This is a genomic window from Cupriavidus sp. (assembly GCF_057315035.1).
The window spans coordinates 23,395-49,697 of sequence record NZ_DBHKYV010000022.1 but is presented as its reverse complement, the minus strand read 5'-3'; the positions used below and the strand labels follow the sequence as shown (position 1 = coordinate 49,697).

Here is a 26,303-nt window from a genome sequence, read left to right as displayed (position 1 = left end):
ATGAACGACAGCAAGAGCATTATCCCGGCGCCCATGCCGAAGGCGACATGGCCAAGACCCGGAACCGGCGGCCTGCTCCGTGGCGTGGGTCTGGCTGCCCTGGCGCTGGTACCGCTCGCCTCAAACGATGCCTTCACAACCCATTTGGCCATCCTAGTCTGCATCAACGCCGTCATTGTCAGCGGGCTGACGATTCTGGCCCGGGCTGGGCAAGTCTCGCTGTGCCACGGCGCGTTCGTGGGCATCGGCGCCTACGTTGCCGTGTTCGCTGGCATGGGAGCAAAATTGCCTTTTCCCATGGCCGTAGTCGCGGCGATGCTGGCGGGCGGCGCATGCGCGTTCCTGCTTGGGGCGATCATGCTGCGGCTGTCGGGCGTCTACTTCGTGCTGCTCACATTTGCGTTCGGCGAACTTGTGCGGCTGGGACTGCTGGAGTGGGACACCGTCACTGGCGGCGCCAACGGCATTGCCGGCATCCCCGCCGCCACGCTCTTTGGCTACTCGCTGGAAGACAAGCCAGCGTTCTATGTCATGGCAGCCATGGTGACAGCCGGTGTTACCGCGCTCCTGGCCGTATTGTTGCGATCCCCGGCCGGACAGGCCATCGACACGGTTGGCGAGAACCCGTCGCTTGCCGAATCGAGCGGCGTCAGCGTACGCCGCACCCAACTGTTTGCGTTCACGGCCAGTGGCGTCCTTGCAGGTCTTGGCGGTGCGCTCACCGCCTACTACCTGGGCTATATCTCGCCGGAGTCTTTCAGCATTCATCTGTCGACGGCAGTCATCATCATGATGGTCGTCGGCGGACGGAAAGCACTGCTGGGACCGCTGATTGGCGCGCTTGTCATGACACCCCTGCCGGAACTGTTCCGCGGTGCCGTGCAAACCCAGACCATTTTCTACGGTGTGGCGTTGATCCTGATGCTGCGCTTCCTGCCCCAGGGACTGGCCAGTCTTCCGCTTACCCTGCGTCGTCGCAAAGCCCGGAGGAATGCCGCATGACCCCGATCCTGCAAGTGAACGGACTATCGAAAAATTTCGGCGGACTTAAGGCCGTCTCGAACCTGAGTTTCGATGTCGGCACACACGAAGTGGTGGGATTGATCGGCCCCAATGGCGCCGGCAAAAGCACGGCGTTCAACCTTATCAGCGGCACACTCCGCCCCAGCGCGGGCAGTGTGCATCTGCATGGGCGCGACATCACGGGGCTGGCCCCCAGTCGCGTGGTGCGTCACGGACTCGCCCGCACCTTCCAGTCGGCATCAGTTTATCCGGCGGCGACAGTCGCCGAGAACATCCATCGGGGTGCGTTGTCCACCCTGCCGGGCTCCATCTGGACACACATGGTGAGCACAACGGAGCGACGAGCAGCGTTGGCTCGAATCGCGCGGGAGGTGGATGACATCCTGGATCTGACCGGGCTGGGTCCGTGGCGGGACACGCTTGCCGGAGGACTTGCCTATGGACATCAGAAAAAACTCGGTGTCGCCATCGGCATCGCTACCCGGCCAGCCATCCTGCTGCTCGACGAACCGGCCGCCGGTCTGAATGGCGAGGAATGCGTGGAATTTGGCCGATTGCTGCGTCGTCTGCAGCGCGAGCGTCAACTGTCGCTACTGCTGGTCGAGCATCACATGGCGCTCGTTATGGAATTGTGTCAGCGCATCGTGGTGCTGGTTCAGGGCCAGAAGATCGCCGAGGGCACGCCTGACGCCATTCGGCAGGACGCCAAAGTTATCGAAGCCTATCTGGGAGCTCCCGACTATGCCCACGCTTGAAGGCAAGCAGATTGCCGTGCATTACGGCCCACTCGAAGCGGTCCACGACGTTTCATTCACGGTCGGGGGCGGCCAGATCGTCGCACTGGTCGGCTCCAACGGCGCCGGCAAGTCCACCACCCTCAAGGCCATGATGGGTCTGAAGCCGCTGTCGCGCGGCACGCTGCACTGGGATGGCGAGGCCATCTCTGCCATGCCTGCGGCGGCCCGTGTCATGCGCGGCATTGCGCTATCGCCAGAAGGCCGGCGGCTCTTTCCGCGCATGTCCGTGCTGGAAAACCTGCAAATCGGCGCACACACCGTGCGAAGTTCGCAGGCTCGCCAGCGCTGCCTGGACCAGGTCTATGCGCTGTTCCCGCGGGTAGCGGAGCGCCGCAAGCAGATGGCAGGCTCCCTCTCTGGCGGAGAACAGCAGATGGTCGCGATCGGCCGCGCACTGATGGCCCAGCCCAAGTTGCTGCTGCTCGATGAGCCGTCGCTTGGATTGGCCCCAAAGATCATCGCCGAGATTGCCCACGCCATCGAGGCACTGAATCGCGATACCGGCTTGTCCATCGTGCTCGTCGAACAGAACGCACGACTTGCACTGCGGCTGTCCCATCGCGCCTATGTGCTGGAACAGGGCGCCGTGGTTCGCACCGGCACTGGCCAGGCGTTACTGGCCGACGATTTCGTTCAGCAATCCTATCTTGGTGCCGTCCCGACGCACGGAGTCCAGACATCATGACAATCGCAGCCTCCGACACTTCCACCGCCCTGCCGCAGTATGAGGTCTACGCGCTGCGCTTCGCGACGATGCAGCGGCGCACCGGCGAGAATTTCATCTTCCGCGACGAACACGATGGCATCGTCGACATGGACTTCTTTGTCTGGCTTGTGCGCCACGGCAAGACAACCATCCTGGTAGACACCGGTTTCGGCGAGCGCAGCGCGCAGAACCGGAAGCGTCCGCTGGATATCTGCCCGATCGAAGCGCTGCGGCACCTTGATGTCCAGCCCGAAGATATCCACGATGTCGTGCTCACCCATCTGCACTGGGACCACGCAGGCAATCTCGACAAGCTCCCGAACGCCACGTTCCACATACAGGATGACGAAGCGTCCTACGCCACGGGGCGCTGCATGTGCGAGCCGTCGCTACGCCGCGCATTCGCAGTGGAGGATGTTTGCGACTTCGTACGCCGGGTCTACGACGAACGCGTGTGCTTCCACGACGGCGATGACGTTCTCGCGCCTGGTGTGGAGTTGATTCGCGTTGGCGGCCATACCAAGGGGCTGCAGGCGGTGCGGGTGCATACCGCGCGAGGCTGGGTGGTGCTGGCATCGGACGCCGCGCATTACTATGCCAACCTGACGCGCAGAATCCCGTTTCCCGTGGTGGTCGATGTGGCCGGCATGCTCGAAGGCCACAAGCGCCTCGTGAAGGCGGCAAGTTCACCCGACCATTTCATTCCGGGTCATGATCCGCTGGTGCTGAAGCGCTACCCGCGTGTGGATGAGGTCCCGGTAGCGATCGCCAGATTGCATTGCGAACCGACCCCTGCCGACGAACAGGCTTGAACCGACACAACCAACCGCATATGGAACACACTGCACGCCTTCAGCCCCCCTCCGCCAACATCGCCCGGGCGCTGGCCCGCTTCACGCTCGCGCTGTCGCCGGTGGCGCTGCCCGACGATGTGTGGCGCAAATCCACCCACCAGATCCTCGATGCCATTGGCCTGGCCTTCGCGTCGCGACATTTTCCGTTCGCCGCCCCAGCGCTGGCGGGCATCGCGGCGGCAGGCGCGCCCGGCGATGCCACCACGATTGGCGGTGGGGCAGGTCTGCAGCCCCGCGACGCCGCGCTTGCCAATGGCTACCTTATCCACGGCCTCGATTTCGATGACACGCATCCCGGCAGCATTGTCCACCCCACCGTTGCCTGCCTGCCTACCGCCCTGGCGATCGGCGAAGCCACCAACGCCACCTGGGGCGACCTGATTGCCGCCTATGCTGCCGGGATGGAGACCGCCATCCGAATTGGCCGCGCGGTCAAGGGCGGTTTCCACCATGCAGGCTTCCACGCCACCGGCCTTGTCTCGCACTTCAGCAGCGCGGTCATTGCTGGCAAGCTGCTCGGCCTCTCGGAAGACCAGATTGTCTCGGCGCAAGGCATTGCCGCGAGCACATCGGCTGGCGTACAGGTCTTCCTCGAGAATGGCGCCTGGACCAAGCGCATGCATCCGGGCTGGGGAGCCCTGGCCGGCATTACTGCCGCACATCTGGCCAAGGCCGACTTCCACGGACCGGAGCGCGCCTATGAAGGCAAGTTCGGACTGTTCGATACCCATATGCAGGAGCGCGCCGCAGAGGTCGACACGGAATCGGTCATCGAGGACCTTGGCACGCAGTGGACGATGATGGATACCGCCATCAAGCCGTTCCCGGTCTGCCACTTCATTCATGGTTGTGCGGAAGCCGCGCTAGACCTGCGTGCCGAGGTAGCCAATCCGCAGGATATCGAAGCCATCGTCTGTGAATTGCCCGCGCCCACCATGCCGATCGTTGCCGAGCCGGCGGCAGCCAAGAAGGTGCCTCGTTCCGACTATGAGGCGAAGTTCAGCGTACAGTTCGTGGTCGCGGCATGCCTGGTCCGCGGGCGTTTCACGTTGGCCGAACTCGACGATGCCAGCCTTGCCGACCCTGAGATCCTTGCGGTGGCCGACAAGGTGCAGTGTATTGTCGAGCGCGAGACGGCTTTCCCAAAGTACTTCTCGGGCACGGTCTCCATTCGCCTGGGCAATGATCGGACGCTTCGCCGCAGTGTGCCGGTCAACCTCGGCAGCGGCGAGCGCGCGTTGAACCTGGAGGCCATTGTCGAAAAATTCCGCGCCAACGCGGGATTGACGCTACCCAAGGCAGAAGTCGAGGCCGCATTGGAAACGCTGCTGTCTGCCGGTAGCGATACACCAGTCCGCGACGTGATGCGCGTGCTCGGCCGGCGCTAGGCAACAACGCGGCAAGCGCATGTGGCGGCCGCGCAAGGCGTGCCGCCACATCTCCACGCCACGCAATCCCCAATTGACAAGTCAAGCGTTGCCGCGCCCAATGTGGCGGGCATCAACTTGAGAGGGCGTTTTGTCATGGACATGAAGCAACTCCGCTACTTCGTCATGGTGGCGGAGGAACTCAGTTTCAGTCGAGCCGCCGAACGGCTCCACATGTCACAACCGCCGCTCTCGCAGCACATCAAGCTGCTTGAAGAAGAGCTCGGCGTCATTCTGTTGAATCGCACGCGCCGCGAGGTCAAGCTGACCGACGCGGGCGCCGTCTTCCTGCGCGAAAGCCGTCTGCTGCTGGGGCAGATGCGCACAGCCGTGAGCGCCACGGTGCGCGCGGCGCAGAGCGATGTCGGCACACTTCGCCTGGGCGTGGCCACATCCGCCCTCTTCGACCTGCTTCCCAGATTCCTGGGCGAGCTGAAAGCCGAGTTCCCCGGTGTGGAAGTGTCGGTCGCCGACATGCAATCGCAGGACCAGGTCTCCGCTGTGTCGCACGGGCTGCTCGATATTGGCATCGTTCACGTCCGGCCAGACCGGGACAAGCTCATGCACGTGCCGCTGCATCACGATACCTACCTTGCGGTCCTTCCCGAAGCGCACCGCTTGGCGTCGGCCGCCGATTTCCGCCTGGCGGATCTGGCCGACGAACCGATGGTGGCGTTGTCACGCGAGCATGGCCCCGCTATCTACGACGCGATTGTCGCCTCATGCTACGAGGCCGGCTTCAGCCCGAACTTCAAGCACAAGGCCCGCAGTCCCCTGACCATATTCCAGATGGTACGGCTGGGCTTTGGCGTGGCACTGGTGCCGCGTTCGTATGCGTCCAGCGGTTACCCTGGCGTCTGTTTCCGAGACTTGCCTCCGACGGCGGGCAAGGTACATATGGAGGCCATCTGGAGCGAAAAGCACGCATCAGACCTGACGCGGCGCATTGTCGATGAAGTACTGCCCAGGCTCATAAAAATGGAAACGGCCGATGCGGATGCATCGGCCGAAAACAACGTGGCGCCGGTTCCCGTCAGTCCGGCGTCGGCCTAGCAGCGCCCACGCGTCCATCGACCAGTTGAACCATCGCCGGATGGTAGTTCTGGCCGAGACCGGCATCACGCGCGCGACACATCAGGTCATAGGTGTACTGCGCAATATGCGGCTGGAAGTCCGCGGCTTCTGCCAGCGATAGTGCCAGGCTGGCGTCCTTGATTGCATAGACCATTGGAAAGGTCTTCTCCGGGAACTGGTCACGTGCCAGCGACTTCATGCCGTGATTGCGCAGCACGAAGCTGTCTGCCGAGCCTTGGGACAACAACTGGAACAGCGCCTCGCCATCCATGCCCGCACGCCGACCAATCGTCAACACCTCGGACAGCGCGTTCACGGTCATGAAGACCATCATGTTGTTCAGAATCTTGACCAACTGGCCACTGCCGATGTCTCCACAATGGAGCACGTCGGAGCCCATGCATTCAAGATAGGACCTTACGGTGGCGACATCCGCATCGCTGCCACCGACACTGATAAGAAGCGTACCGTCAATGGCCGCCTGCTTGGTACGTGCCACCGGTGCATCGACAAACGCAATGCCAGCTTCCTTCAGCTTGCTTGCCAGCTCACGCGTGCGAGCCACGTCGCTGGTGCTCATGTCGACGATCATGCGCGGACGCCTGGGCGCGGCCACCAGTTGAGCAATTACCGTCTCCACCTCGGCGATGGACGGTAGCGACAGGAAGACAATTTCTGACGCCTCGCTGACAGCCGCCACCGAGGCCGCTGCGATGCCGCCCTTTTCCACAACCCGCGTAATGGCGTCTGCGGACATATCGAAGACATGGACCTTGCAGCCCGACTTCTGTACCAGGTTCGCGCACATCGGCTCGCCCATCACGCCAAGGCCGATAAAGCCCAGGATGGTAGCTTGACTCATATTGCAACTCCGTTTGTTTGTATGCGGTGCGGGGCCAGTGGTCTACTGGCTATTGGTCGGCCTTGATATTGGCTTGCGCGATAAGGGTCTTGTATTTCGACAGTTCGCTGGCGGTGTACCGCGTGAACTCACCGGGCGATGAGGCACGCGGTATGAATGCGATACCCGCCAGCTTGTTGGCAACGGCGGGCGCCTGCATCGCCTTCTGTAACTCGCGGTAGAGGCGGTCCACGACAGGCTCTGGTGTGCCAGCGGGAGCCCAAAGGCCGTACCAGCTCGGCATGTCGAAACCGGGAAAGCCGCTCTCAGCCACCGTGGGAAGATCCGGCAGCGATGGCAGCCGCTTGTCGCTGGTCACCGCCAGCGCGCGCAGCCGGCCTGCCTTCACGTGCGGGTAGGCGGAAGCCATCGGCTCGATCATGGCGGATACGTGCCCACCCATCAGGTCGACCAATGCCGGAGCGCCCCCCTTGTATGGCACCACCGGCATCTGGACTTTGGCTTCCACGTTAAGCAGTTCGCACGCGAGATGACCGGCCGCACCGAATGCGGCAATCGCCCACTGCAACTCGCGCGGCCGCTTGCGGGCGTCATTCAGCAAGTCCGCCAAGCTCCGGTACGGGCCGTCGGCACGCACGAGCACCAGTTGAGGCTGCGCGCCAATGCCGGTAATCGGTGCGAAATCCTTCATCGGATCATATGTGGCCATACTCAGCAGCACAGGATTCGCCACCTGTAGCGACGCGTTAAGCAGAATCGTGTATCCGTCAGGCTTCGCATGCTTGACGTACTGCGCACCGATGACGCTACTGGCGCCGGGCCTGTTCTCGATAATCACCGGCTGACCAAGTTGCTCCTGAAGCTGCGGTCCGATAGTACGGGCCACGGTATCGACCGACCCACCGGGCGGGAACGGGATCACGAGGCGTATCGGGCCAGACGGATAGCTGCTGTTGGAAGCACGGGACGCAAACGGCGCCGTGCCGGCCAGCAAGGTCAGGGCGCCCCCACACATCGCCAGCGCGTGGCGACGCGTGATACGGCGTGGCACCGGCGCGCCGGCTTCTTTTTGCTTGATTGCCATGGTCTTCTCCTCTGCCGTGTTCGCTCAGGTACGGATCGCAAACGGATCACGCACCTCGTCGGAGAAATCGATCATGACGTTGCGGGTAGTCAGGTATTCGCGCAACCCCGCCTCACCGCGTTCACGGCCGATGCCGGATTCCTTGAAGCCGCCGAATGGTACTTGCGCGGCAATGGCGCGGTAGGTATTCACCCAAACCGAGCCACACTGCATCTGGCGGGACACCCGCATCACTCGCGACAGGTCGCGCGACCAGATGCCGGCAGCCAGACCATAGGCGCTGTCATTGGCGAGTCGTACCGCCTCTTCCTCGGTATCGAACGGGATGATGGCGAGGACCGGCCCAAAGATTTCCTCCTGCGCAAGGTGACTGCCATTGTCGACATCGGCAAAGATCGTCGGCTCGATGAAGTAGCCTTCTCCCAAGCCCTCACCTTCGGCTCGCTTGCCTCCGGTAATCAGTCGCGCTCCCGCGTCTTTCGCCTGCTCGATAGCATTGAGGATGCGCCGGAACTGCGGTTCATTGGCAACCGTGCCCATTTCCGTCGCGGGGTCGAGCGGGTCGCCCATGCGAATCTGGCGCGCGCGTTCTGCCAGGCGAGGTACCACGCGGTCCATTACCCCGCGCTGCACGAACAGCCGGGACCCAGCCACGCAGGTTTGGCCGGTGGCACCAAAGATGCCGGCCAGCGCGCCCACTACCGCCTTGTCCAGGTCGGCATCGTCGAAGATGATATTGGGCGATTTGCCCCCCAGTTCGAGCTTGACGGGAATCAGACGGCGTCCTGCCATCGCGGCGATCTCGCGGCCAACACCTGGGCTACCGGTGAAGCTGACCAGCGCGATGCCCGGGTCCTGGACCAGTGCCCGGCCGGTTTCCGCGCCGCCAGTCACTACGTTAAAGACGCCCGGCGGAAAGCCTGCTTCTTCGACCAGAGCCGCGAACTCCAGCGTGGAGGCCGATGCGTGTTCGGATGGCTTCACCACGACGCAGTTGCCTGCTGCCAGTGCCGGGGCCAGTTTGTTCGCGAGCAAGGCCAGCGGAGAGTTCCAGGCCGTGATCAATCCGACTACGCCGTAGGGTTCCAGGGACAGATAGTCGAGCGTATTGGGCTGATCCAGCGGAATATGCTGGCCGATAAGCTTGTCGGCATAGCCAGCGAAGTAGCGCAACTGGCGCCCCACCCACACCATCTGCGGGCGCGTTTCCCGCACGATCTTGCCGTTGTCGGTACTCTCGATGCGGGAGATACGGTCGGCCTGGCTTTCGATCAGGGAAGCCAGCTTCAGCATCAACTCGGCGCGCCGGATGCCGGGCATATCGCGCCAGACCTCGCGAAACGCACGATTCGCCGCCGCCACAGCCGCCGCCACATCCTCGGCGCTCGCGTCAGGAATCTCGGCCCATACCTGCGATGTATAAGGATTGATGCTTTGCAGCATTTTGCCGTACATGGGGGCGCGGCGGCGGCCGTCGAAATAGAGGTCGTACTTCTGAATCACGCTTGTCTCCTGGGTGTACTCGTCGGCAGCCGTGGCAGGCTGCTGCGCCACATCGAGGTGGTGCAAGGAGTATATGGAGCGCGACAGACGTGCGTCTAATACAGTTTTGCTCGTTCTCTTATAGCGATTTTCGACATTTCCTTTGTGCGCGCGCAAAAGGCCTAAGATGCCTTCATGTGCCTGACGAGCCGATGGCCGCGCTCCGTCGCTGGCAAGTGCCATTCGAAAGGTAGGAGCCATCATGCAAGCTGCCTGGTACACCAAGAACGGCGAGTCTCGGGACGTCCTGATGACTGGCGACTTACCAACACCGACGGCCGGCCCTGGCGAGGTTCTCGTCAGACTTGCCACGTCCGGGGTCAATCCATCCGACGTGAAGTCTCGACGCAGTCGTCCCCTGGCCAGCGACCGGATCATCCCGCACAGTGACGGCGCAGGTGTCATCGAGGCAGTGGGGACAGACGTGTCAGCTACCCGGGTTGGAGAGCGGGTCTGGATCTGGAATGGGCAATGGCAACGTCCAGCTGGAACGGCCGCCGAATATATCGCGCTGCCCGCGGCACAGGCCGTCAGGTTGCCCGACGGCACAGACCTTGCCGCCGGTGCTTGCCTGGGCATTCCGGCCATGACCGCATATCAAGCAAATCATTTGCTCGGGGACGTGGCGGGAAAGACCATCCTGGTAATCGGTGCATCGTCTTCCGTGGGCCACTACGCCGCGCAGATCGCGTCGATCAATGGCGCCACGGTCATCGGCACCGTGGGTTCGGCGCAGAAAGCCGAGCATGCCCTGGCCGCAGGCGTAACGGCCACGATCAACTACAAGGAAGAATCGGTCGCACAGCGGGTGAACGACCTCACCGGCGGGAAGGGCGTTGATGGCATCGTCGACATGGATTTCTCGACCACTGCCCAGCTCCTTTCCCAGAACGTGCTGGCACCTCACGGTACGCTGGTCTGCTACGGATCCAACGCGTATGGCGACACGCCGGTCCCGTTCAAGGAGTTGCTGTTCAGGTCGCTTAGCCTGCGGTTTTTTCTTGTGTACGATCTCACGCCACAAGACCGGAAGGATGCAATCGCCGGGATGACCAGGCTGCTCGAAGACGGCAAACTATTGCACACCATCGGCGCCCGTTTCGCGTTGGAGGAGATTGCGCAAGCGCATGAGGCGGTCGAAGGCGGGAAGCTTGTTGGCAATGTGCTAGTAGATCTTCCCTAGCCTTGGGACTACAAGATGAGCCACAGTATCGCTCCCCCCGCCGGCGCGGGTCGGCACGATGATCCGTAGCGCGTCAGGCTGTTTCGACGGCGCTTCCTTCACACTCTCCGGGCGCTAGAACACATACTCGGGCAGGTGAAGTTGTCCATCCATGATCTTCCGCGCAGTCCTCACCAAAGCGGCCCGGGTGACGCTGGAGCTATCGCCCTCTCCACAGAGTTCGACTTCGATTTCAATGCGTCCGGCAGGGTGAAGAACGATTAGTGGATGACGCCCTGCGGCTCGCACGCTACCACTGGCAACCGTGCCTGGTAACGCGAAGGCAGTGGCGACCCCAATTGCACCCGTGACCGCGTGCGAGGCGTGGCACTTCCGCGGAGTGAAATAGCGTGACGTGATGCTGTTTGGCGTGTCCCCCGCGCTTACAAGCACCGGCTTCGGAACGACGCTACCCGAAACATCGCCTAACCCCATCATTTCTCCTGCGCGCAGGCGCAGGGCTTCGAGACGTTCCAGCAATGACTCGTTGCAATCCAATGTCGCGGGTGATTCTCGCCCGCTCACGCCGAGGTCCACTGCGCGAACCAGCATGAGTGGCATGGCCGCATCAATGCAAGTCACCTCCACACCATCAATGATGTCAATGCGACTTCCGGTGGGAAAAACAGCACCGGTCACGGCTCCCCACGCGTCAAGAAAGTCCAACAGAATCGGAGCCCCGGTGCCAGCGACTCCATCGATGCGCGTGTCCCCGTCATAGCTAACGCGTCCGCCAGGCGTATGCACCGTGACGTCTATGCGAGCGCCGGTGTTGACGTTGTGTACGCGAACCCGAGTTGATCCAAGCTGCGCGGCAATAAGGCCTTGCTCGATGGCGAACGGCGCAACGCCCGACAGCATATTTCCGCAATTGGGACGGGTATCCACCGAGCAATTGCCAACCCCGACCTGCACGAAAAGATAATCAAGATCACAGTCGGGGCGGGTCGAACGCGACACAATAGCCACCTTGCTATTGAGGCTGCTGCCGCCACCCACTCCATCCAGCTGAAGTGGGTCTGATGCGCCGATCGCACCAATCAGGGCCTGGTCACGCGCTTCGTCGCTCTCAGGCAACCACTCCCGGAGGAAGAACGGTCCACGCGAGGTACCCGCGCGCATCAATACACAAGGAATTGCTGTTCTCATTTTCTTCAATCTGCCTTCAACTTTGCCGCCTGAACAACTGCCTTCCACTTGAGCTGCTCTTGCTGGAGGAACGCGCGTGCTTCACTCGTAGTCATTGTGGATACTTCCGCACCCTGACCTTCGAGGCGCTGGGCCACGCTCTTGTCATTCAGCGCTTGATTCAGGGCCTTGTTCAGCGTCTCAACAACTGCCGACGGCGTGTTTGCCGGCGCGAAGACCGCGTACCACTGCGAAACATCCACGTCATTGATGCCTTGCTCTTTCAACGTCGGAACTTCGGACATCAGCGTCGACCGCTTGCTGCCAGCAATGCCGACCGCCTTGAGCTTCCCGTTCTTCAGTTGGGGCAACGCCGTAAAGAGGCTTGGGAACATCACTTGCGTTTGCCCGGCGACCGTGTCATTGATGGCAGGCGCGGAGCCCTTGTAGGGCACGTGGAGCATATTCGTGCCGGTCGAGAGCTTGAACATTTCCGCAGCGAAATGCGGCGCGGTCCCGTTACCCGCCGAGGCATAGCTGATTGTTCCAGGGGAAGCCTTCAACAAGGCGACGACGCCCTTCGCATCTGTAGCTTTCAGGCTGGGATTGATAACCATGACCGTGGCAGATGAGCCGACCATACCGACAGGCACAAAGTCCTTGACCGGGTCGTAGCGCAATTTCTGCAAGGCCGGATTCATTGCGTGTGTGGCCACATAGCCCAATAGCAAGGTGTAGCCATCTGCTGGAGCGCGCATCACGAACTCGCTGGCAATCGCGCCATTGGCACCCGCTTTGTTGTCGACGACTACCGTCTGCTTGAGGATTGTCGACATCGCCTGGCCAACCACGCGCGCCATGGCATCGTTGGCGCCACCGGCTGCTGTCGGTACCACGAGCGTGATCCGCTTTTCCGGAAACGCCGCATGCGTGGCGACACTCGTCAGGGCCGCAGCCAGGGTAATGCTACTCAGCAAGAGGTGTTTGAAAGACTGCATCAATTGTCTCCGTCTTTATCGTCATATCTAGGCTGGATTCGCCCGTGGGGATATGGTCCCTGTTTCCTCACGATCCGTGAATTGCATTGTTGCGATTGACTGATGCATACTGTGGATCACCGATACAGCCCGCCTGGAGGAGGTCCGCGATGTCCATCAACTTCAATCTCAATGATTTGCAGGCGTTCCGTGCGGTGGCCGAGTTGCATAACTTTCGCAAGGCAGCTGCAGCGCTGCATGTGTCGCAGCCCGCCTTCAGCCGACGGATAGAAAAGCTTGAAGAAGCCCTGGGCGTGCGCCTTCTCGATCGGGATACGCGTCAGGTCAGTTTGACAACGGTAGGTAGGGACTTCGACCGTAAGGTCCAGCAGATCCTCGATGACCTGGACCAGGCCCTCCTTGGCATTCGCGGCCTGACCACCACGCGCATGGGGCAAGTAACGATCGCCTGCGTGCCCTCCGCCGCGTATTACTTCCTGTCGCAGGTCATTTCCCGATACCACGGAACGTATCCCAAGATACGCGTGAAGATTCTCGATGCCAGCGCTAACGACGTGTTGTCTGCCGTATCACGGGGCGAAGCTGACTTTGGGCTGAACTTCGTGGGGAATCAGGAACCGGACATCGAATTTCGACCGCTACTTGAGGAACGCTTTGTAGCGGCATGCCGACGTGACCACCCGCTGGCGAAGCGCCGCAAGGTAAGCTGGTCGGATCTTGCCGAGTACGACTACATTGCGGTAAGCAAGACGTCTGGTAATCGGCTGCTTCTGGATCAGGCTCTCTTCAACGTGAAAGGGCTGCCCCAGAGCATCTACGAAACAGAGCATGTCACCACCATGCTCGGGTTGGTGGAGGCGGGGCTGGGCATTGCAGCCGTACCCTCCATTGCAATGCCTGGTCCCGACCATCCGCTCCTGGTCAGCGTCCCGCTCAGCAACCCTGTGATCATGCGCAAGATTGGATTGATTCGTCGAAAGGGGCGCTCACTGGCACCGGCAGCGCAGCAGCTTTTCGATTTCCTCAACGAGATGAAGACGGCGCGTGGGAGAAAAACAGCAAAGGCAACCCAGTGATCTGGATTGCCCATTAGTACTTGGAGCTTGGTCCCTATCGCCGGCTCGCGAGCACCCGGTCAACCATCACGCCCGCCTGACCAAGGTTGTTCCTGGGATCACACATTGCTTCGAGCTGCGCACGATCGACGTGCCGAGAAATCTCCGGATGTTCCACAAGGATTTCAATCAGCGGTCGATTCTGGGCAATCGCATCCCGACAAAGGTCATAGACAAGGTCGTGAGCATACTCGCGACCAATGTATGGGCCCAGGCCCATCATCACCGCCTCTGACATGACCAGGCCGTTGGTAAGGTCGATGTTGGCGCGCATTCTCACAGCATCTACCTCGAGTCCTCGCAGCACAAACTTTGCTTGCTTGAGAGCCCCGGATATCAGACAGAAGATTTCTGGAAGCGACACCCACTCAATTTCCCACGGCCCCGTGGAACGCTCATGGTCAGCCACCATTGCATCCATCAGCGCCGCCGCGTGCTGACGCGCAACCGAAATGTTTGCATGGATATAGAGGCACGAGATCGGGTTGCGCTTCTGCGGCATGGTGGATGACGATCCGCGGCCGGGCGCGAAGGGCTCGAAGACTTCGGCCACCTCAGTCTGCATCATCAACTTGACGTCCATGGCGATCTTGCCAAGTGATCCACCCACGAGGCCCAGGAACGCCCCCACTTCGGCAATGGTGTCACGTACCGTGTGCCAGGAAATCAGCGGCTGCGCCAGACCCAGTTCCTGCATGAGCGCAGCCTGCGTCTCCATCGCACCCGTCTGCAGAGACGATAGCGTACCGGAGGCTCCGCCGAATTCTCCCATCAGCACTCGGGGTTTCAGTTGCTGCAACCGTTCCCGATGCCGCTCGATGCCGGCCAGGATGCTCGCCATCTTGTAGCCGAATGTGATGGGCGTAGCCTGTTGAAGATTTGATCGGCCGATGACCGGCGTATCCCGGTAATTCTTCGCAAGGGTCGCGAGTGCGTCGGAAAGTTCGTCCAGGTCCGATTCGATCAAGGCCAGGCTCTCGCGAATCTGCAGCACTGCAGCGGTGTCGGTGATATCTTGGGTGGTTGCACCCCAATGACAGTACTCGCCCAGGCGGTCTTTGCAGTTGGCGTTGATCTGATTCACCACGGCAATAATGGGGTAGCCGATCTGTTCCGTCTTGGCCTTCAACTTGACCCAGTCAATCTGCGAGAGCTCGCAGTTCTTTACGATCTCGTCTGCCGCCTCCTTCGGAATAATGCCGAGTTCGCCTTGCACCTTGGCCAGCGCACGCTCAATGTCCAGGTACTTGGCCGTACGGTTCTCGTCCGACCACACGTCCCGCATGCGCGAATCACTGAACATATCGCCGAAGATTCGCGAATCGATGATGGTAGAAGCCATGGTGTATTCCTTGGTTGAAGTGTCGTTGCGTTCCACAGCCGTCCGGCCCATCACCGAAGTGTTGCAGTAGCGTCCATCGTCAGCCAGCCTTCATGGTCTGACGCCCAAAGACGGACGGTCTTGCCATCAGGTTGCAGCGCGCCACTGACGTGAAAGGGATGCAGATCAAAGGTGGGGCGAACGGCGCGGAAGCGAAAACTATCCACTTCGGCGCCTGGGCACTCGCGTTGCACGAGGTCCAGCAGAAGTGTGGCAATCAGCGGTCCATGAACAATAAGCCCGGGGTACCCCTCCACCTCCGTCACGTATCGACGATCGTAGTGAATACGATGTCCGTTGAATGTGAGTGCCGAGTACCGGAACAATAGAACATCGTCTGGCACGATCTGGCGCCGCCACTGGGCATCAGACGGCGCCGCTTGTGGCGCGGGCGGTGTGTCGTCACTACGTTGCGCTTCCCGGTAGACAATATCGTGGAACTCCACCAACGCGGGCTCCGAACTGCCATTAACGCAGACCTCGTGACGGACTTTGACAAACACGAGTTGTCCCGTCCGCCCCTCCTTTTTCACCACATCGTCAATCGTCGATGTTCGAACGATAGTGTCTCCGACTCTGATTGGCGTGCGGAACTCAAACTGGCTTCCCGCCCACATGCGACGGGGTAACGCAATCGGTGGTAGGAAACTGCCCCGTTTTGCGTGGCCATCCGGACCGATTTCACTCTGTCGATGCTTCGGCAGGAGATACATCCAGTGCCACAGCGGGGGAAGCGCCGTACCTACCGGAAGAGGGGACTCCGGATAATCGAGCGTCGCGCGAAGGGCCGCGACAGGCGCGGCGGTCACGATGTCTTGCTGTTGCTCAGTGCGTCCGATCCATGTAGTTGGATCAATAGTCTGCTCGGTCACCACGATGCCCCCTTGCTGTAAAACAATTCTGCCAACTGCAAACTGCCTACTTTGAGCCACCTTTCCGGTAGCCCGAAACAGGTACTTCTAGAATCGGTGCCGAAGGCCAATGCCCCCACCCACCTTGCTTCCCTTGACGCCCATGAACGTGGGAAGCGCATATCCACCGTTGATGCGATTGAAGTCAACTTCGGCATAGACGTCAGTGCGCTTCGACAGGTTGTAGTCAGCAACACCGGTCACCATGATGCGACTGCCGTCCGCGTTGCGTTGTCTGTCGTAGTGGGTTGCAACCGAGAGCGTCAGCGCTGGTGTGGCCGAGATGGCGAAGCCGCCAGTAAATACATCGTTGCGAGTCGGGCTGACTTCAAAACGATTGTTGAGATATCCGAAGGTCAGCTTCACGATACCAACGCGGTAGTTTCCGCCAAGCCCCCAGATTTTTCGCGCTTCCGTCGTGGTCAACGCGTTTGCCTGCTGCCAAAAGCCGCCGACATCAATGGGCCCCTGTGTGTAGCCTAGTGATGCCCCGTAGCTGGAGCTCCGCTGGGTCTGCCCAGGCACTTCACCGAAGGTGTAGTGGGCACCGGCAGAGAATGCACCCCATTGGCCGAAATACTTGGCCATGTTGTCCTGCCGCGGTCCCGTGTATGCATTGAGAATCGTGACAGCATCCAGATTGGGGTGCCCATTTGGCTGGAAGCGGGATGTCGCATCGTAGGCAGTCGTGAACTGCCGCCCAAACGTAAGCCGTCCGTATGTCTCGTGGCTCAGTCCGACCCAAGCCTGACGCCCAAACAGCCGGCCTTGGCCACCGGTGCTCTGTTGACCGTAGTTGGCTGTAGCCGTGCCCTGCGACGACACGCCAGTGGTGGGATCAAAGCCGCTCTCCAGATTGAAGATGGCCGACAGTCCACCGCCTAGCGCCTCGGTTCCCCGCATACCCCAACGCGATCCATTGAAGTAACCGTCGGTAAGTTCGGCCAGGTTCTTGTCCCCGGCATTGTTATTGGAATAACGAATCGTGGTATCGATGATGCCGTACAGCACCATGCCAGATGACGTCTGGGCTTGTGCGCTCCCCGCAACGAACATGCCGAATGCGAGCCCGTTTCTCACTCGTTTTACGACTTCCTCTCGGCGCCCAAGTATGCTGACCATGCGTCTTCTCCATTGAGTTCTTTCTTGTCGTGTTCTGCTGTTATCCACAGCAGCTCAGGAACCAAGTTTGCTGGTCCCGATCCGATAGGAGAATTGCAATGTTTGGACTAACTGATGCAGCGGGAGCATCACCAACGCGCAGAGCTCGCCAATGCGTTCGTCGAACGCCTCGGGCGCGTGGACCGCCGGGAACGTGGCTACCCTCTCAACAAGCGCCGCCATAGATCGTAAAAGCGACGCCCTTCAGCGTAGTCAACGACGGCTATGGCATTGACCAGTACGACCTAGCCCCGCCCAGTTGGCTCCTGCGACAGGACAAAGTGCACGGAGTCAAGAAGGCGAGCTAATGTTGGGGACCCCTGCGCTGCCGGATATACAAGCTCCAGATCAAACGTCGCCGCCAGGTCAGTCAATGCGATAAAGGTAACGGAAGAGACTGCTGCCTGATCCAGGCTCGCGGGCACCAGAGCGAGTCCCATTCCTGCCGCAACGAGACCCAGGACTGTCGGCATATCGGTCCCAATCTGCGCGATCTTGGGAACGAAGCCCGCCTTCGCACACTCTGCAATCAACATGCTGTGCTGAGCGCTTGATCGTTCCCGGCTAAACCAAACGAACGACTCCTCCGCAACGTCTGCCAGACGCGTTGGGAGACAGCCCTCTCTCGCGCGCGCTGCTGGCATGGCCAGGACAAACCTCTCGCGATGAAGAACAACCCCAGCAAAAAAATGGTCCTCTGGTTTTCGCCAAGCCATTATTCCCGCATCGAGATCCCCTGTCCGCAACGCACGCTCCTGTTGTGACGAGAGCATCGGCTCGATAGTCAGGAGGACGTCAGGATTCTGGACACGGAAATGGTTGAGAATCCGCAGCGTGCGCGGCATGGACAGGTAGCTCGGTAACACCCCAAGTTTCAATGCGCCACTTAGACCCTGAGCAATTCGATGAGCTTTATCTCGCGCGCGTTCAATTCGTGCCAGCACGTCTTTTGCGTCGGCGAGGAAACTTTGACCCGCTTCAGTCAATTGGACGCCTTTGGCATACCTTCCGAACAACGGTACCCCCACCGCCTCTTCCAGATCCTGGATCTGCCGAGACAAAGCAGGTTGTGTGATATGCAACACCCTGGCGGCAGCAAGAATGCTTTGCTCATCCGCAACAGCGGCAAAGTACCGCAAGTGCCTGACCTCTATTGTCTTCACGCTCTTCCGCCTTTACTGAAATTTCCGGTCATATTGCTCGGAAAGATGGGAAGGCTCGGGTGGGCACGGGTCATCATGCACTTCATTAAAGTGCAGTGGTCTTGCGGCAGACGAGTTACTGCGGAAGCGTTCGCTGCCATTCCTGCAGTTGCTCCACTGAAGCGACCACGCCACCACAGACCACCACAAGAATGCTCGAGGCAGTCTTCAGCGCCGGGCAATCGCTTTCCGCTGCTGCGAGCGCGGCACCGCATGCGGGTTCCACCAGTACACGATGCTCCCCGAGGAACCGCAGGCTCGCTTCGACGGCTTGACGATCCGTAACAACCACGCTAGAGATCGGCAGCGTGCGACTCCACTCAAGTGCCTGGGTAGCCGGCCGCTTTGCGCCCAGCGACGTCGCTACGCCAGTGACCATTGGAAGTTCCCTAACTTCGCGGGCCTCCAGCGACCTTGCATACGACGCCATTCCCTCGGTTTCTGCTGCGATCAACTGAACATCTGTCCATCCATTGCGTTGCATGCCTTCCGCCACTCCACACAGAAGCCCGCCGCCGCCTACAGACAAAACCACCGCGTCAGGTTTCACACCTGCCTCGGCAACCTCATCAATCAGCGTTGAGTGTCCCTGCCAGAGCAGCGGGTCATCGAAAGGATGAATGAAGGCTGCATGCGGTCCGACCAATGACTGGGCAAACGCATTTGCTTCGGCCCAGGATTGTCCATGCACGATCAAGTCGGCTCCCTCAAGCTTGATGAGGTACCGCGCTCTTTCCGACGTCGTCTCGGGAACGACTACCGTAACAGGAACCTTGAGCAGCCGACCACAGTAGGCCACCGCAATCCCTGCATTTCCTCCGGACGACGACACAAGATGCGTCACGCCGCGCTGGACATGCTTCATGCATGCAAGCCCAATGCCCCTGACCTTGAATGAACCGCACGGCTGAAGCGCTTCCATTTTTAGCCACACATCCTTATTCAAACGGGAGGAGATGGGCAGCGAGTGCTGTAAGGGAGTTCGAATATGAAGGGTCATTTTTTACGTTCGAAACGGAACGGCGAAGCACGTCAAGTCGCACGATCCGGCACCGCGAATGGTGCTCATTCGATTCTCTGGGCCTACGAATACCGGTGGAATGTCAACGAAGATAGCGCTTGGCGGCTATAGAAGCAAATGCCTGATGGGATGCGTCAGTATGCCTTCCAGGCATACCTACGCGTACCTTCTAGCGCACTATTTTTGAAATTTTTGCCTGATTCATAATGCCACGCCAAGCATGGTGCTTTCGCCGGTACGGAGGAAGTAGGCGTTCGCATAGCCATTGGCGGAAGTATCGAAGTAGCAGCCCTTGCTGTTGCATGACACGATTGAAGCGTTCATCGCGAAGCACCCGTGATATTCGTCGCAAGCTTGCGAAGCCACGCAACTCTCTCGCGAAGACGTTTCTTCCATTCCTCCGCCAAGCCTGGAACCGCAATCAACTCGATCAAGTCGTCCACTGAGGGGCGGTGAGACAACTGCACTCGCCAGAACTGTTCGATGGAGAATCGGTCGGTCTGTCTTTCCAATAGAGTGATGCCATCTCCGGCCTGAATCTCGCCCGGTGTGAGGACGCGGTAGTACCAGCCCGTGATTCGATTTTGCGCGACGTACACCGACATACGCTCCTCGCCAAACCGATGGTTGATTTTCCAGCACGGGCTGCGAGGCTGAGACACTTGAAAAATCGCACCGCCAACGCGGAACGTGTCGCCGATATGGACGTTGCTTTCGGATAGGTCCTTGGCTGAGATGTTCTCTCCCAGGCTACCAGGCACGAGCAGAGAGCTACTGCGTGGAAAGGCCTGAGCGATCTTGGCGTAGTTCTCGAACGCGTATTGATGGACCGCTTTCTCCGGTCCGCCATGGACCCGCCTGTCGGCTTGCTCATCACCAACAATGCCCTCCGCTTCTACGCGAACCCGGTCGAGCGTTCTTCTCTTGAAAATGCCGCTACGCTGACCTTCCTGATCCAGGTAACCGGTGCCGCCGGCGAACAGTTGGCCAATTGTGCTGACTGGATTGCTCATGCCTTGCATCGCTAGGCGTATACGTGACTGTGACCCAGACTATGAATCCAGTACAGTGATGAATAGAGATACCAGACATCATCAATAGAGATGCAAAGCATCACTCGATTGGATTGCTCGCTGGAGTTCACATGGAACTGCGTCATCTAAGAATCTTCAATGCTGTAGCGGAGAACGGCAGCTTTACGGCTGCGGCCGAGAAGATTCACACCGTCCAGTCGAACGTCACGATGCGCATCAAGGAACTCGAAACCGAGCTGCATCAGCAGTTGTTTGTTCGGCAAAAGACTGGCGTCGTACTCACGTCGGCCGGGCAGACGTTTCTCGGATATGCCCAACGGATCCTGCAACTGGCCGATGAGGGCCGCAACGCCATGATGGATACCACTACGCCGACTGGACATTTGCGCCTCGGGTCGATGGAAACCACCGCAGCGATCCGCTTACCTCAGGTGCTCTCGAAGTACAGGCAGATGTGCCCGCAGGTTCAGCTTTCGCTGGTGACGGGCACCACGGTGGAACTTATCAAGGCCGTTGAATCGCACCGGCTGGACGGTGCATTTGTCGGCGGCCTGCATCAAAATCCTGCGTTGGTCCAAGAGGAGATATTCGAAGAGGAGCTCGTGCTTGTTAGTAGTGGCGAGTTCCAATCTCTCTCCTCCCTGATCGAGACCATGCCGCAACAGACAGTCCTGGTCTTCCGCACCGGCTGCTTCTATCGATCCACACTAGAGAACTGGTTTTACCAGGCTGGCCTGATTCCGAACCAGATACTCGAGCTCGGGACGCTTGATGGCATCCTTTCATGCGTGTCGGCCGGTATGGGCGTTACGCTGTTGCCTCGCACCGTCGCCGAGAAATATGGCGCGCGACAGGAGATCTGCTATCACCAGTTGCCTCCTGAATTCGCCAACATCAAGACTGTATTTATCCGCCGACAAGACTGCGTGGCGACCCCGGCCCTCCTCAAGTTCGTCGATCTGGCGCGCGGTTGCGGTTTCAATCTCGCACGGTCTAAACGTTCGTCCTCCTGAACGCCACCACGGACAACTCGGTAACAAGCACGATGCCCGTTACTGCAACGCAGCCAGCCACGGCGAGCGGGTCCAGACCACACAGCACCGCACCGCCGCTGGCCATCGCCGGTGGGTGACGGAAGCGCGTGAACTGAAGTCCGAGTAGAAGGACACATCCGATAGGCAAGAGGTATGCGCCGACGGCACCGCCAAGCAACAGTGTCATCGCCAGCAACGGCACCAGTGCAGCCCCAACTGCGCTGAGTAAATGCGCAACCAGGTGGAACGCCGCGCGCTCGCCGTCACGCCAATGCCGGGCGTTTGCGGTCATGGCGGTGATGACCAACGGAAATGAGGCCGCTTCGGCTTGCCATGTTCTCGAAACGGCCAAACACGCTCCGCAGACCAGCAATGCGCGCGCAAACGCCAGCCTGCGCCCTGGACGCTCGTCCGTTCCGACACTAGGCTGCTGCGCTCGCTGGAACATAGAGTTGCCTCGGAAGGGCCTTGTCAACGCTCGGCACTGCCGTATCGATCTCGTCGCTGAGTTGCATTGGCAATCCTCGAACAAGCTCGGCGACGCGTTCAGCGGCTGGCATTACCCGGGAGATCTTGCCGACGCCCTGACCAGCATAGAGCGACAACTTCCTTGCCATACGGGGCTTGTCGATGGCACGCGCACCGCCCCCGATGAAACGGAGCAGGTTCCACTTGTCACGGTTAGGAATCACGCGATGCGGCGTCCCGTATTTCCAGCCAAACGAATAGCCGGTACGGTATTCGGTGTCATCGACCGTCGCATCCACAATCTTCTGCTTGTAAAGCTCGTGTGCGTTTGACTCGTCGCACGCGACGAAAGCGGTGCCCACAAGCACGCCTGAGGCTCCCATCGCCATTGCACTACGCACGTCATCACCGGTGACGATTCCGCCTGCGGCAAGCACCGGACGTCCTTGGGCCGCTTCACACATCGCTGGCAGCAGCGACATCAGACCGATGGTTCCGCGATTGAGGTGACCGCCGCTCTCACTACCCTGGGCAACGACGATATCGGCGCCCCGAGAAATGGCAAGCTTCGCAAGTGCAACAGAGCCAACCTGCACCATCACGATTAGACCGGCGTCCTTGGCGCGTGGAATCATGTCTTCATAATCCTCGGCGTAGAACAGCGACAGAAGGTGCGGCCGTTCCTGCAGGATGACCTGGAATTGCGCCTCGAACACGTCCGGCCCGCCAAACGATGGGACGAGATTGACGCCGAATGGCTTGTCAGTCAGCGCGCGTGTTTCCTGAATCCATTTACGCAACATCTTCGGCGGCAGCCGCAGCCCTCCGACGGTTCCCATGCCGCCCGCATTCGCCACCGCGGAGACCAGCTTTGGCCCGGAGATCGCGGCCATGCCCGCGAGGAAGATGGGGTACCGGACGCCACAGAGTTCCGTAACCTGGTTGCCTGCGAATTCCCTGATCTGGCTCATGATTCTCAAAGCTCCACGTGTTTGCCAAGCATCCGCTTCAGTGCGGCGTTCTTAAGAATGAAGTGGTTCTTGCACGCGCCGAATATGTGCAGTGCCAATCCGGCGAGAAAGGCGGTTGCGCCGATATTGAAGAGGACATCAACCACCGCCTTCACCGCAGCGTTAGGCTCGATGAGCGTTGGTATGAAGAACCCACCCGGCAACGCGATAACCTGACCTGCAGCCGAGCGCGATAGCCATACCGCTATTGGGAGCAGCACCATGGCCAAGGCCAGCGCGGCGGCAACAGAGCGACTGACAATCACCTCGATCGGATTTGGCGTACCCACCGGCAATGGATGCCAGGAAGTCATCCTGGCCCAGAAGCGATAGATGGAAATCACGAACAGGCCGGTGCCAAACAGGTTCTGCAGATGCTCCAGTGCCGCAGCGTCGTCGCCAGCGAGACCAGTGGATCGCGCGATGCTCAGTCCTATGATCGAGAAAAGAAGCGCTGCCACCAACCAGTGCAGCAAAATCGTGATGGGCGAGAATCGGAGCCCGTTGTCTCGCAGTTGCATGCTTGTCTCCTTGCGTTTTTGAATCTCGTCGGGGTCGCCCCGTGGGTGTCAGTGGCTGATTGCGCCGGATGCGCCCAAACCTGTCTGCGCACGAACACACTGCGCGTCAAACGCGCCCCGCTCTCGTTGCGCCTTGGCACTCCGATCAGTGACGGACCCGAGCCAAATGAAGACGAAAGCGATATTCATGGAGATGATGGCTGGATAGTCGTAAGGAAAAATCGCTTGGGCGTTACCCAGCACCTTTACCCAGACGGCAGGCGACAGCACAACCAGTGTGACGGCGCTGACCAGACCCGCGACGCCTCCCAGCAGCGCACCTCGCGTGGTCAACCCTTTCCAGTACATGGACAAGATCAGGATCGGGAAATTGACCGAGGCGGCTACGCCAAAAGTCAGCGCGACAAGGAAGGCGATGTTCTGCTCCTTGAACAAGATGCCGAGTCCCACAGCCGTTACCCCGATGCAGGCCGAGGCGATGCGCGATACGCGTCGCTCGGCTTCTGGATTGGCCTGCCCCTTCTTGAAAACCATTCCATACAGGTCGTGTGAGATTGCGGATGTGCCTGCCAGCGTCAATCCAGCCACCACGGCGAGGATCGTCGCGAACGCCACGGCCGAAAGAAAACCCAACAGCAAGTCACCGCCCAAGGCTTTGGCAAGATGCATCACCGGCATGTTTCCACCGCCGAGGAGTTTTCCGCCGAGTTGGCCACCCTCGAAGAACTTCGGGTCTCCGCCAACGATCACGATTGCGGCCATGCCGAGAACCGCGACGACGAGAAAGAAGAACCCGATGATTCCCGTCGCTACAAACACCGATTTTCGTGCCTCCTTGGCGTCGCGCACGGTGAAGAAGCGCATCAGGATATGCGGCAGTCCGGCGGTGCCGAATACCAGGCCGATGGACAGCGAGATCATGGCGAACGGGTCGGATACCAGCTTGCTGGGCAGCAAGATGCCTGCGCCACTCTTGTGCGTTGCTGCGGCCTTCTCGAACAGCACGTCGAAAGAGAAGCCGAATTTGCTCAGGGCAAGGATGGCAAGAAATGTCCCGCCGAACAGCATCAGGACGGCCTTGATGATCTGCACCCAGGTGGTAGCCACCATGCCGCCGAAGGTGACATAGATGGCCATCAGCAAACCAACCACGATAACCGCGTAGTTGTAAGGCAGGCCGAACAGGAGTTGAATCAGTTGGCCGGCCCCTACCATCTGGACGACAAGGTAGAAGCAAACTACCGTCAATGACCCAAATGCCATCAGGGTGCGGATGCGGTTGCGGTCGAGGCGATAGGACGCGATGTCCGCTATCGTGACGCGCCCGAGGTTGCGGATACGCTCCGCAAACACAAACAGCAGCAGCGGCCAGGCGACGAAGAAGCTGATCGCGTAGATCATGCCGTCGTAGCCATTAAAGTAGAACATGCTGGTAACACCGAGCAATGCTGCCGCCGACATATAGTCACCCGCCAGGGCCCATCCGTTCTGGAATCCCGTGATTCCGCCACCGGCGGTGTAGAAATCCTGCATGGATTTGGTTTTGGAGGCCGCCCAGTAGGTGATGCCGAGCGTGGCCACCACAAACACCAGGAACATCACGATTGCCGTGATGTTTAAGGGCTGCCTCTCGATCGCGGACATCGCGCCCGGCGCCGCATACGTCGACATGGAAGCGCCAGACAATACCGACAGAAGCAAAGCATGACGGGCAAGGTTCATTTCGCACCTCCCCCGATAATCTCAGCGGCCAGTTCGTCGAACTCGCGATTGGCTCGCCGCACATACAACCCGGTCAGCAGCCACGTACCCACGATCAGCATCACGCCGACTAGCCAGCCAACATTGATGGTGCTGCTGCTTGAGAGCTTCGTTGCGAGGAGTTGGGGGTGGAATCCGGCTACGAGGATAAATGCGTAGTACGGAACCAGCGTCGCCGCTGTCAGATAAATGACGAAGCGGCCGCGTCGCCTGACCAGCGCGATAAACGAGGGATTATTGGAAATCCCCATAACTGAAGATGTCTCCATCATTGTCTCCATCCATCGGGGTCAGCGCCCCTGTAGTTTTTCAATGCCAACGATTTCCGTCTTGTTGTGCATCGAAGATATGCCGTCCGGCATATCGCTACAAATGATGAATGATGATGGGAGCCATCTTTGCCAGTGAACTATCTCCTGCTGGAGTTACTGCACGACCGCCTTGACGTACTCGTCCGCGGCCACCTGTTCCATCCATTCCACCGCGTTCCCCTCTAACGCTTCTGCAATGGCGATGTGCACCATGGTGGAGGTTGATGTGGCACCGTGCCAATGTTTGGTATCCGGTGGAATCCAGACCAGATCACCCGCACGGATAGTCTGGGCTGGCTCTCCCCATTTCTGGACGAAGCCGGTACCCGCGACAACCAGGAGCGTCTGGCCCAGCGGGTGGCTATGCCACGCCGTCCGAGCCCCTGGCGCGAACGTAACCGTAGCCCCACCCACCCGCGCCGGAGCCGGGGTCTGAAAGTGCGCATCGACGCGGACGCTACCCGAGAAACTGACTGCTGCCCCGTCCGTCGTGGGCTGCATGCACGGCCTTGTCACAGTGATCATGTCAGACGACCCTCCCCCTCGACTTCATCAACGTACTCCCTCCACTTACCTGTGTAGCCAACGCCGCCGCACTGAGCAGGTAAAAAGACCTCTGACTGGAAACGTGCAACTGCTGCATTCAATCTCTCAAT

The 26,303-nt window shown here is 59.9% G+C and carries 27 protein-coding genes; 9 read left to right on the top strand and 18 right to left on the bottom strand.

Going from position 1 to position 26,303, the window contains the following annotated elements; genetic code table 11:
• The 6 genes from ACO550_RS23595 (at nt 1) to ACO550_RS23570 (ending at nt 5,860) form a co-directional block, all read left to right on the top strand.
• The gene (locus tag ACO550_RS23595; RefSeq protein WP_315595873.1) at nt 1-1,002 is read left to right on the top strand and encodes an ABC transporter permease subunit; all 1,002 of its coding nucleotides are present in this window, start codon (nt 1-3) and stop codon (nt 1,000-1,002) included.
• Nucleotides 999-1,778 (top strand): ATP-binding cassette domain-containing protein, encoded by a 780-nt coding sequence (locus tag ACO550_RS23590; RefSeq protein WP_315595872.1) that lies wholly within the window; start codon nt 999-1,001, stop codon nt 1,776-1,778. Before ACO550_RS23595 ends, ACO550_RS23590 begins: the two co-directional genes overlap by 4 nt.
• Entirely contained in the window at nt 1,765-2,505 is a 741-nt protein-coding gene (locus ACO550_RS23585; RefSeq protein ID WP_315595871.1) for an ATP-binding cassette domain-containing protein, read from the top strand. The genes ACO550_RS23590 and ACO550_RS23585 overlap by 14 nt, the downstream gene beginning before the upstream one ends.
• Nucleotides 2,502-3,338 carry an MBL fold metallo-hydrolase gene (locus ACO550_RS23580; RefSeq protein WP_315595870.1) on the top strand — a complete coding sequence of 279 codons (837 nt, stop codon included), beginning with the start codon at nt 2,502-2,504 and terminating at the stop codon, nt 3,336-3,338. Before ACO550_RS23585 ends, ACO550_RS23580 begins: the two co-directional genes overlap by 4 nt.
• A 20-nt stretch (nt 3,339-3,358) precedes the next feature.
• Nucleotides 3,359-4,768, top strand: a complete 1,410-nt coding sequence (locus tag ACO550_RS23575) for an MmgE/PrpD family protein (protein ID WP_315595869.1) — start codon at nt 3,359-3,361, stop codon at nt 4,766-4,768.
• 135 nt (nt 4,769-4,903) lie between these two features.
• Nucleotides 4,904-5,860: a LysR substrate-binding domain-containing protein gene (locus ACO550_RS23570; RefSeq protein ID WP_315595868.1), complete on the top strand. Its 957-nt coding sequence runs from the start codon at nt 4,904-4,906 to the stop codon at nt 5,858-5,860.
• On the opposite strand, the gene ACO550_RS23565 is transcribed toward ACO550_RS23570, so the two are convergent.
• From ACO550_RS23565 to ACO550_RS23555, 3 genes are read right to left on the bottom strand one after another with little or no spacing between them, the layout of a single operon-like run.
• Nucleotides 5,841-6,743, bottom strand: coding sequence for an NAD(P)-binding domain-containing protein (locus ACO550_RS23565; RefSeq protein ID WP_315595867.1), 903 nt, complete (start codon nt 6,741-6,743; stop codon nt 5,841-5,843). The genes ACO550_RS23570 and ACO550_RS23565 overlap by 20 nt on opposite strands.
• A 49-nt stretch (nt 6,744-6,792) precedes the next feature.
• Complete coding sequence (locus ACO550_RS23560; RefSeq protein ID WP_315595866.1) at nt 6,793-7,827, bottom strand: tripartite tricarboxylate transporter substrate binding protein; 1,035 nt, start codon at nt 7,825-7,827, stop codon at nt 6,793-6,795.
• Between the two features lie 24 nt (nt 7,828-7,851).
• Nucleotides 7,852-9,552, bottom strand: coding sequence for an aldehyde dehydrogenase (locus tag ACO550_RS23555; protein WP_485994967.1), 1,701 nt, complete (start codon nt 9,550-9,552; stop codon nt 7,852-7,854).
• A 19-nt stretch (nt 9,553-9,571) separates the two neighbouring features.
• Here ACO550_RS23555 and ACO550_RS23550 point away from each other — a divergent pair, with 19 nt between their 5' ends.
• Entirely contained in the window at nt 9,572-10,552 is a 981-nt protein-coding gene (locus ACO550_RS23550) for a zinc-binding dehydrogenase (protein WP_315595864.1), read from the top strand.
• 114 nt (nt 10,553-10,666) lie between these two features.
• Here the strand turns inward: ACO550_RS23550 and ACO550_RS23545 are convergent, their stop codons facing one another.
• Both ACO550_RS23545 and ACO550_RS23540 read right to left on the bottom strand, forming a co-directional pair.
• On the bottom strand, nt 10,667-11,740 hold the full coding sequence (locus tag ACO550_RS23545; protein ID WP_315595863.1) for a 4-oxalomesaconate tautomerase: 1,074 nt from the start codon (nt 11,738-11,740) through the stop codon (nt 10,667-10,669).
• A 5-nt stretch (nt 11,741-11,745) separates the two neighbouring features.
• Nucleotides 11,746-12,717, bottom strand: coding sequence for a tripartite tricarboxylate transporter substrate-binding protein (locus ACO550_RS23540; RefSeq protein ID WP_315595862.1), 972 nt, complete (start codon nt 12,715-12,717; stop codon nt 11,746-11,748).
• 149 nt (nt 12,718-12,866) lie between these two features.
• On the opposite strand from ACO550_RS23540, the gene ACO550_RS23535 reads away from it, so the two are divergent.
• Nucleotides 12,867-13,793 carry a LysR family transcriptional regulator gene (locus tag ACO550_RS23535; protein WP_315595861.1) on the top strand — a complete coding sequence of 309 codons (927 nt, stop codon included), beginning with the start codon at nt 12,867-12,869 and terminating at the stop codon, nt 13,791-13,793.
• A gap of 34 nt (nt 13,794-13,827) precedes the next feature.
• Here the strand turns inward: ACO550_RS23535 and pcaB are convergent, their stop codons facing one another.
• The 7 genes from pcaB to ACO550_RS23500 form a co-directional block, all read right to left on the bottom strand.
• Complete coding sequence (gene pcaB / locus ACO550_RS23530) at nt 13,828-15,174, bottom strand: 3-carboxy-cis,cis-muconate cycloisomerase (protein ID WP_315595860.1); 1,347 nt, start codon at nt 15,172-15,174, stop codon at nt 13,828-13,830.
• A 50-nt stretch (nt 15,175-15,224) separates the two neighbouring features.
• A complete protein-coding gene (locus ACO550_RS23525) occupies nt 15,225-16,085 on the bottom strand; it encodes an HTD2 family dehydratase (protein ID WP_485994975.1) in 861 nt (286 codons plus the stop codon).
• Between the two features lie 87 nt (nt 16,086-16,172).
• Nucleotides 16,173-17,246, bottom strand: a complete 1,074-nt coding sequence (locus ACO550_RS23520) for a porin (protein ID WP_485994966.1) — start codon at nt 17,244-17,246, stop codon at nt 16,173-16,175.
• Between the two features lie 284 nt (nt 17,247-17,530).
• The gene (locus ACO550_RS23515; RefSeq protein WP_315595859.1) at nt 17,531-18,448 is read right to left on the bottom strand and encodes a LysR substrate-binding domain-containing protein; all 918 of its coding nucleotides are present in this window, start codon (nt 18,446-18,448) and stop codon (nt 17,531-17,533) included.
• 115 nt (nt 18,449-18,563) lie between these two features.
• Nucleotides 18,564-19,487, bottom strand: coding sequence for a pyridoxal-phosphate dependent enzyme (locus ACO550_RS23510; RefSeq protein ID WP_315595858.1), 924 nt, complete (start codon nt 19,485-19,487; stop codon nt 18,564-18,566).
• Between the two features lie 222 nt (nt 19,488-19,709).
• Nucleotides 19,710-19,832 (bottom strand): hypothetical protein, encoded by a 123-nt coding sequence (locus ACO550_RS23505; protein ID WP_315595857.1) that lies wholly within the window; start codon nt 19,830-19,832, stop codon nt 19,710-19,712.
• Nucleotides 19,829-20,521 (bottom strand): MOSC domain-containing protein, encoded by a 693-nt coding sequence (locus tag ACO550_RS23500; RefSeq protein WP_315595856.1) that lies wholly within the window; start codon nt 20,519-20,521, stop codon nt 19,829-19,831. Before ACO550_RS23500 ends, ACO550_RS23505 begins: the two co-directional genes overlap by 4 nt.
• Nucleotides 20,522-20,652: 131 nt before the next feature.
• Between ACO550_RS23500 and ACO550_RS23495 the strand changes: the two genes are divergently transcribed.
• Entirely contained in the window at nt 20,653-21,555 is a 903-nt protein-coding gene (locus tag ACO550_RS23495) for a LysR family transcriptional regulator (protein WP_315595855.1), read from the top strand.
• On the opposite strand, the gene ACO550_RS23490 is transcribed toward ACO550_RS23495, so the two are convergent.
• From ACO550_RS23490 to ACO550_RS23465, 6 genes are all read right to left on the bottom strand, one after another.
• Nucleotides 21,536-21,868 (bottom strand): hypothetical protein, encoded by a 333-nt coding sequence (locus ACO550_RS23490; protein ID WP_315595854.1) that lies wholly within the window; start codon nt 21,866-21,868, stop codon nt 21,536-21,538. The two genes, ACO550_RS23495 and ACO550_RS23490, sit on opposite strands and share 20 nt — an antisense overlap.
• Before the next feature lie 130 nt (nt 21,869-21,998).
• A complete protein-coding gene (locus tag ACO550_RS23485; RefSeq protein WP_315595853.1) occupies nt 21,999-23,015 on the bottom strand; it encodes a nitronate monooxygenase in 1,017 nt (338 codons plus the stop codon).
• A gap of 5 nt (nt 23,016-23,020) precedes the next feature.
• Complete coding sequence (locus ACO550_RS23480) at nt 23,021-23,575, bottom strand: cytochrome b (protein WP_315595852.1); 555 nt, start codon at nt 23,573-23,575, stop codon at nt 23,021-23,023.
• 48 nt (nt 23,576-23,623) lie between these two features.
• Complete coding sequence (gene actP / locus ACO550_RS23475) at nt 23,624-25,297, bottom strand: cation/acetate symporter ActP (protein ID WP_485994965.1); 1,674 nt, start codon at nt 25,295-25,297, stop codon at nt 23,624-23,626.
• Nucleotides 25,294-25,608, bottom strand: a complete 315-nt coding sequence (locus ACO550_RS23470; RefSeq protein ID WP_315595851.1) for a DUF485 domain-containing protein — start codon at nt 25,606-25,608, stop codon at nt 25,294-25,296. Before ACO550_RS23470 ends, actP begins: the two co-directional genes overlap by 4 nt.
• Before the next feature lie 153 nt (nt 25,609-25,761).
• Nucleotides 25,762-26,172, bottom strand: coding sequence for a (R)-mandelonitrile lyase (locus ACO550_RS23465; protein WP_315595850.1), 411 nt, complete (start codon nt 26,170-26,172; stop codon nt 25,762-25,764).
• Between the last annotated feature and the right edge of the window lie 131 nt (nt 26,173-26,303).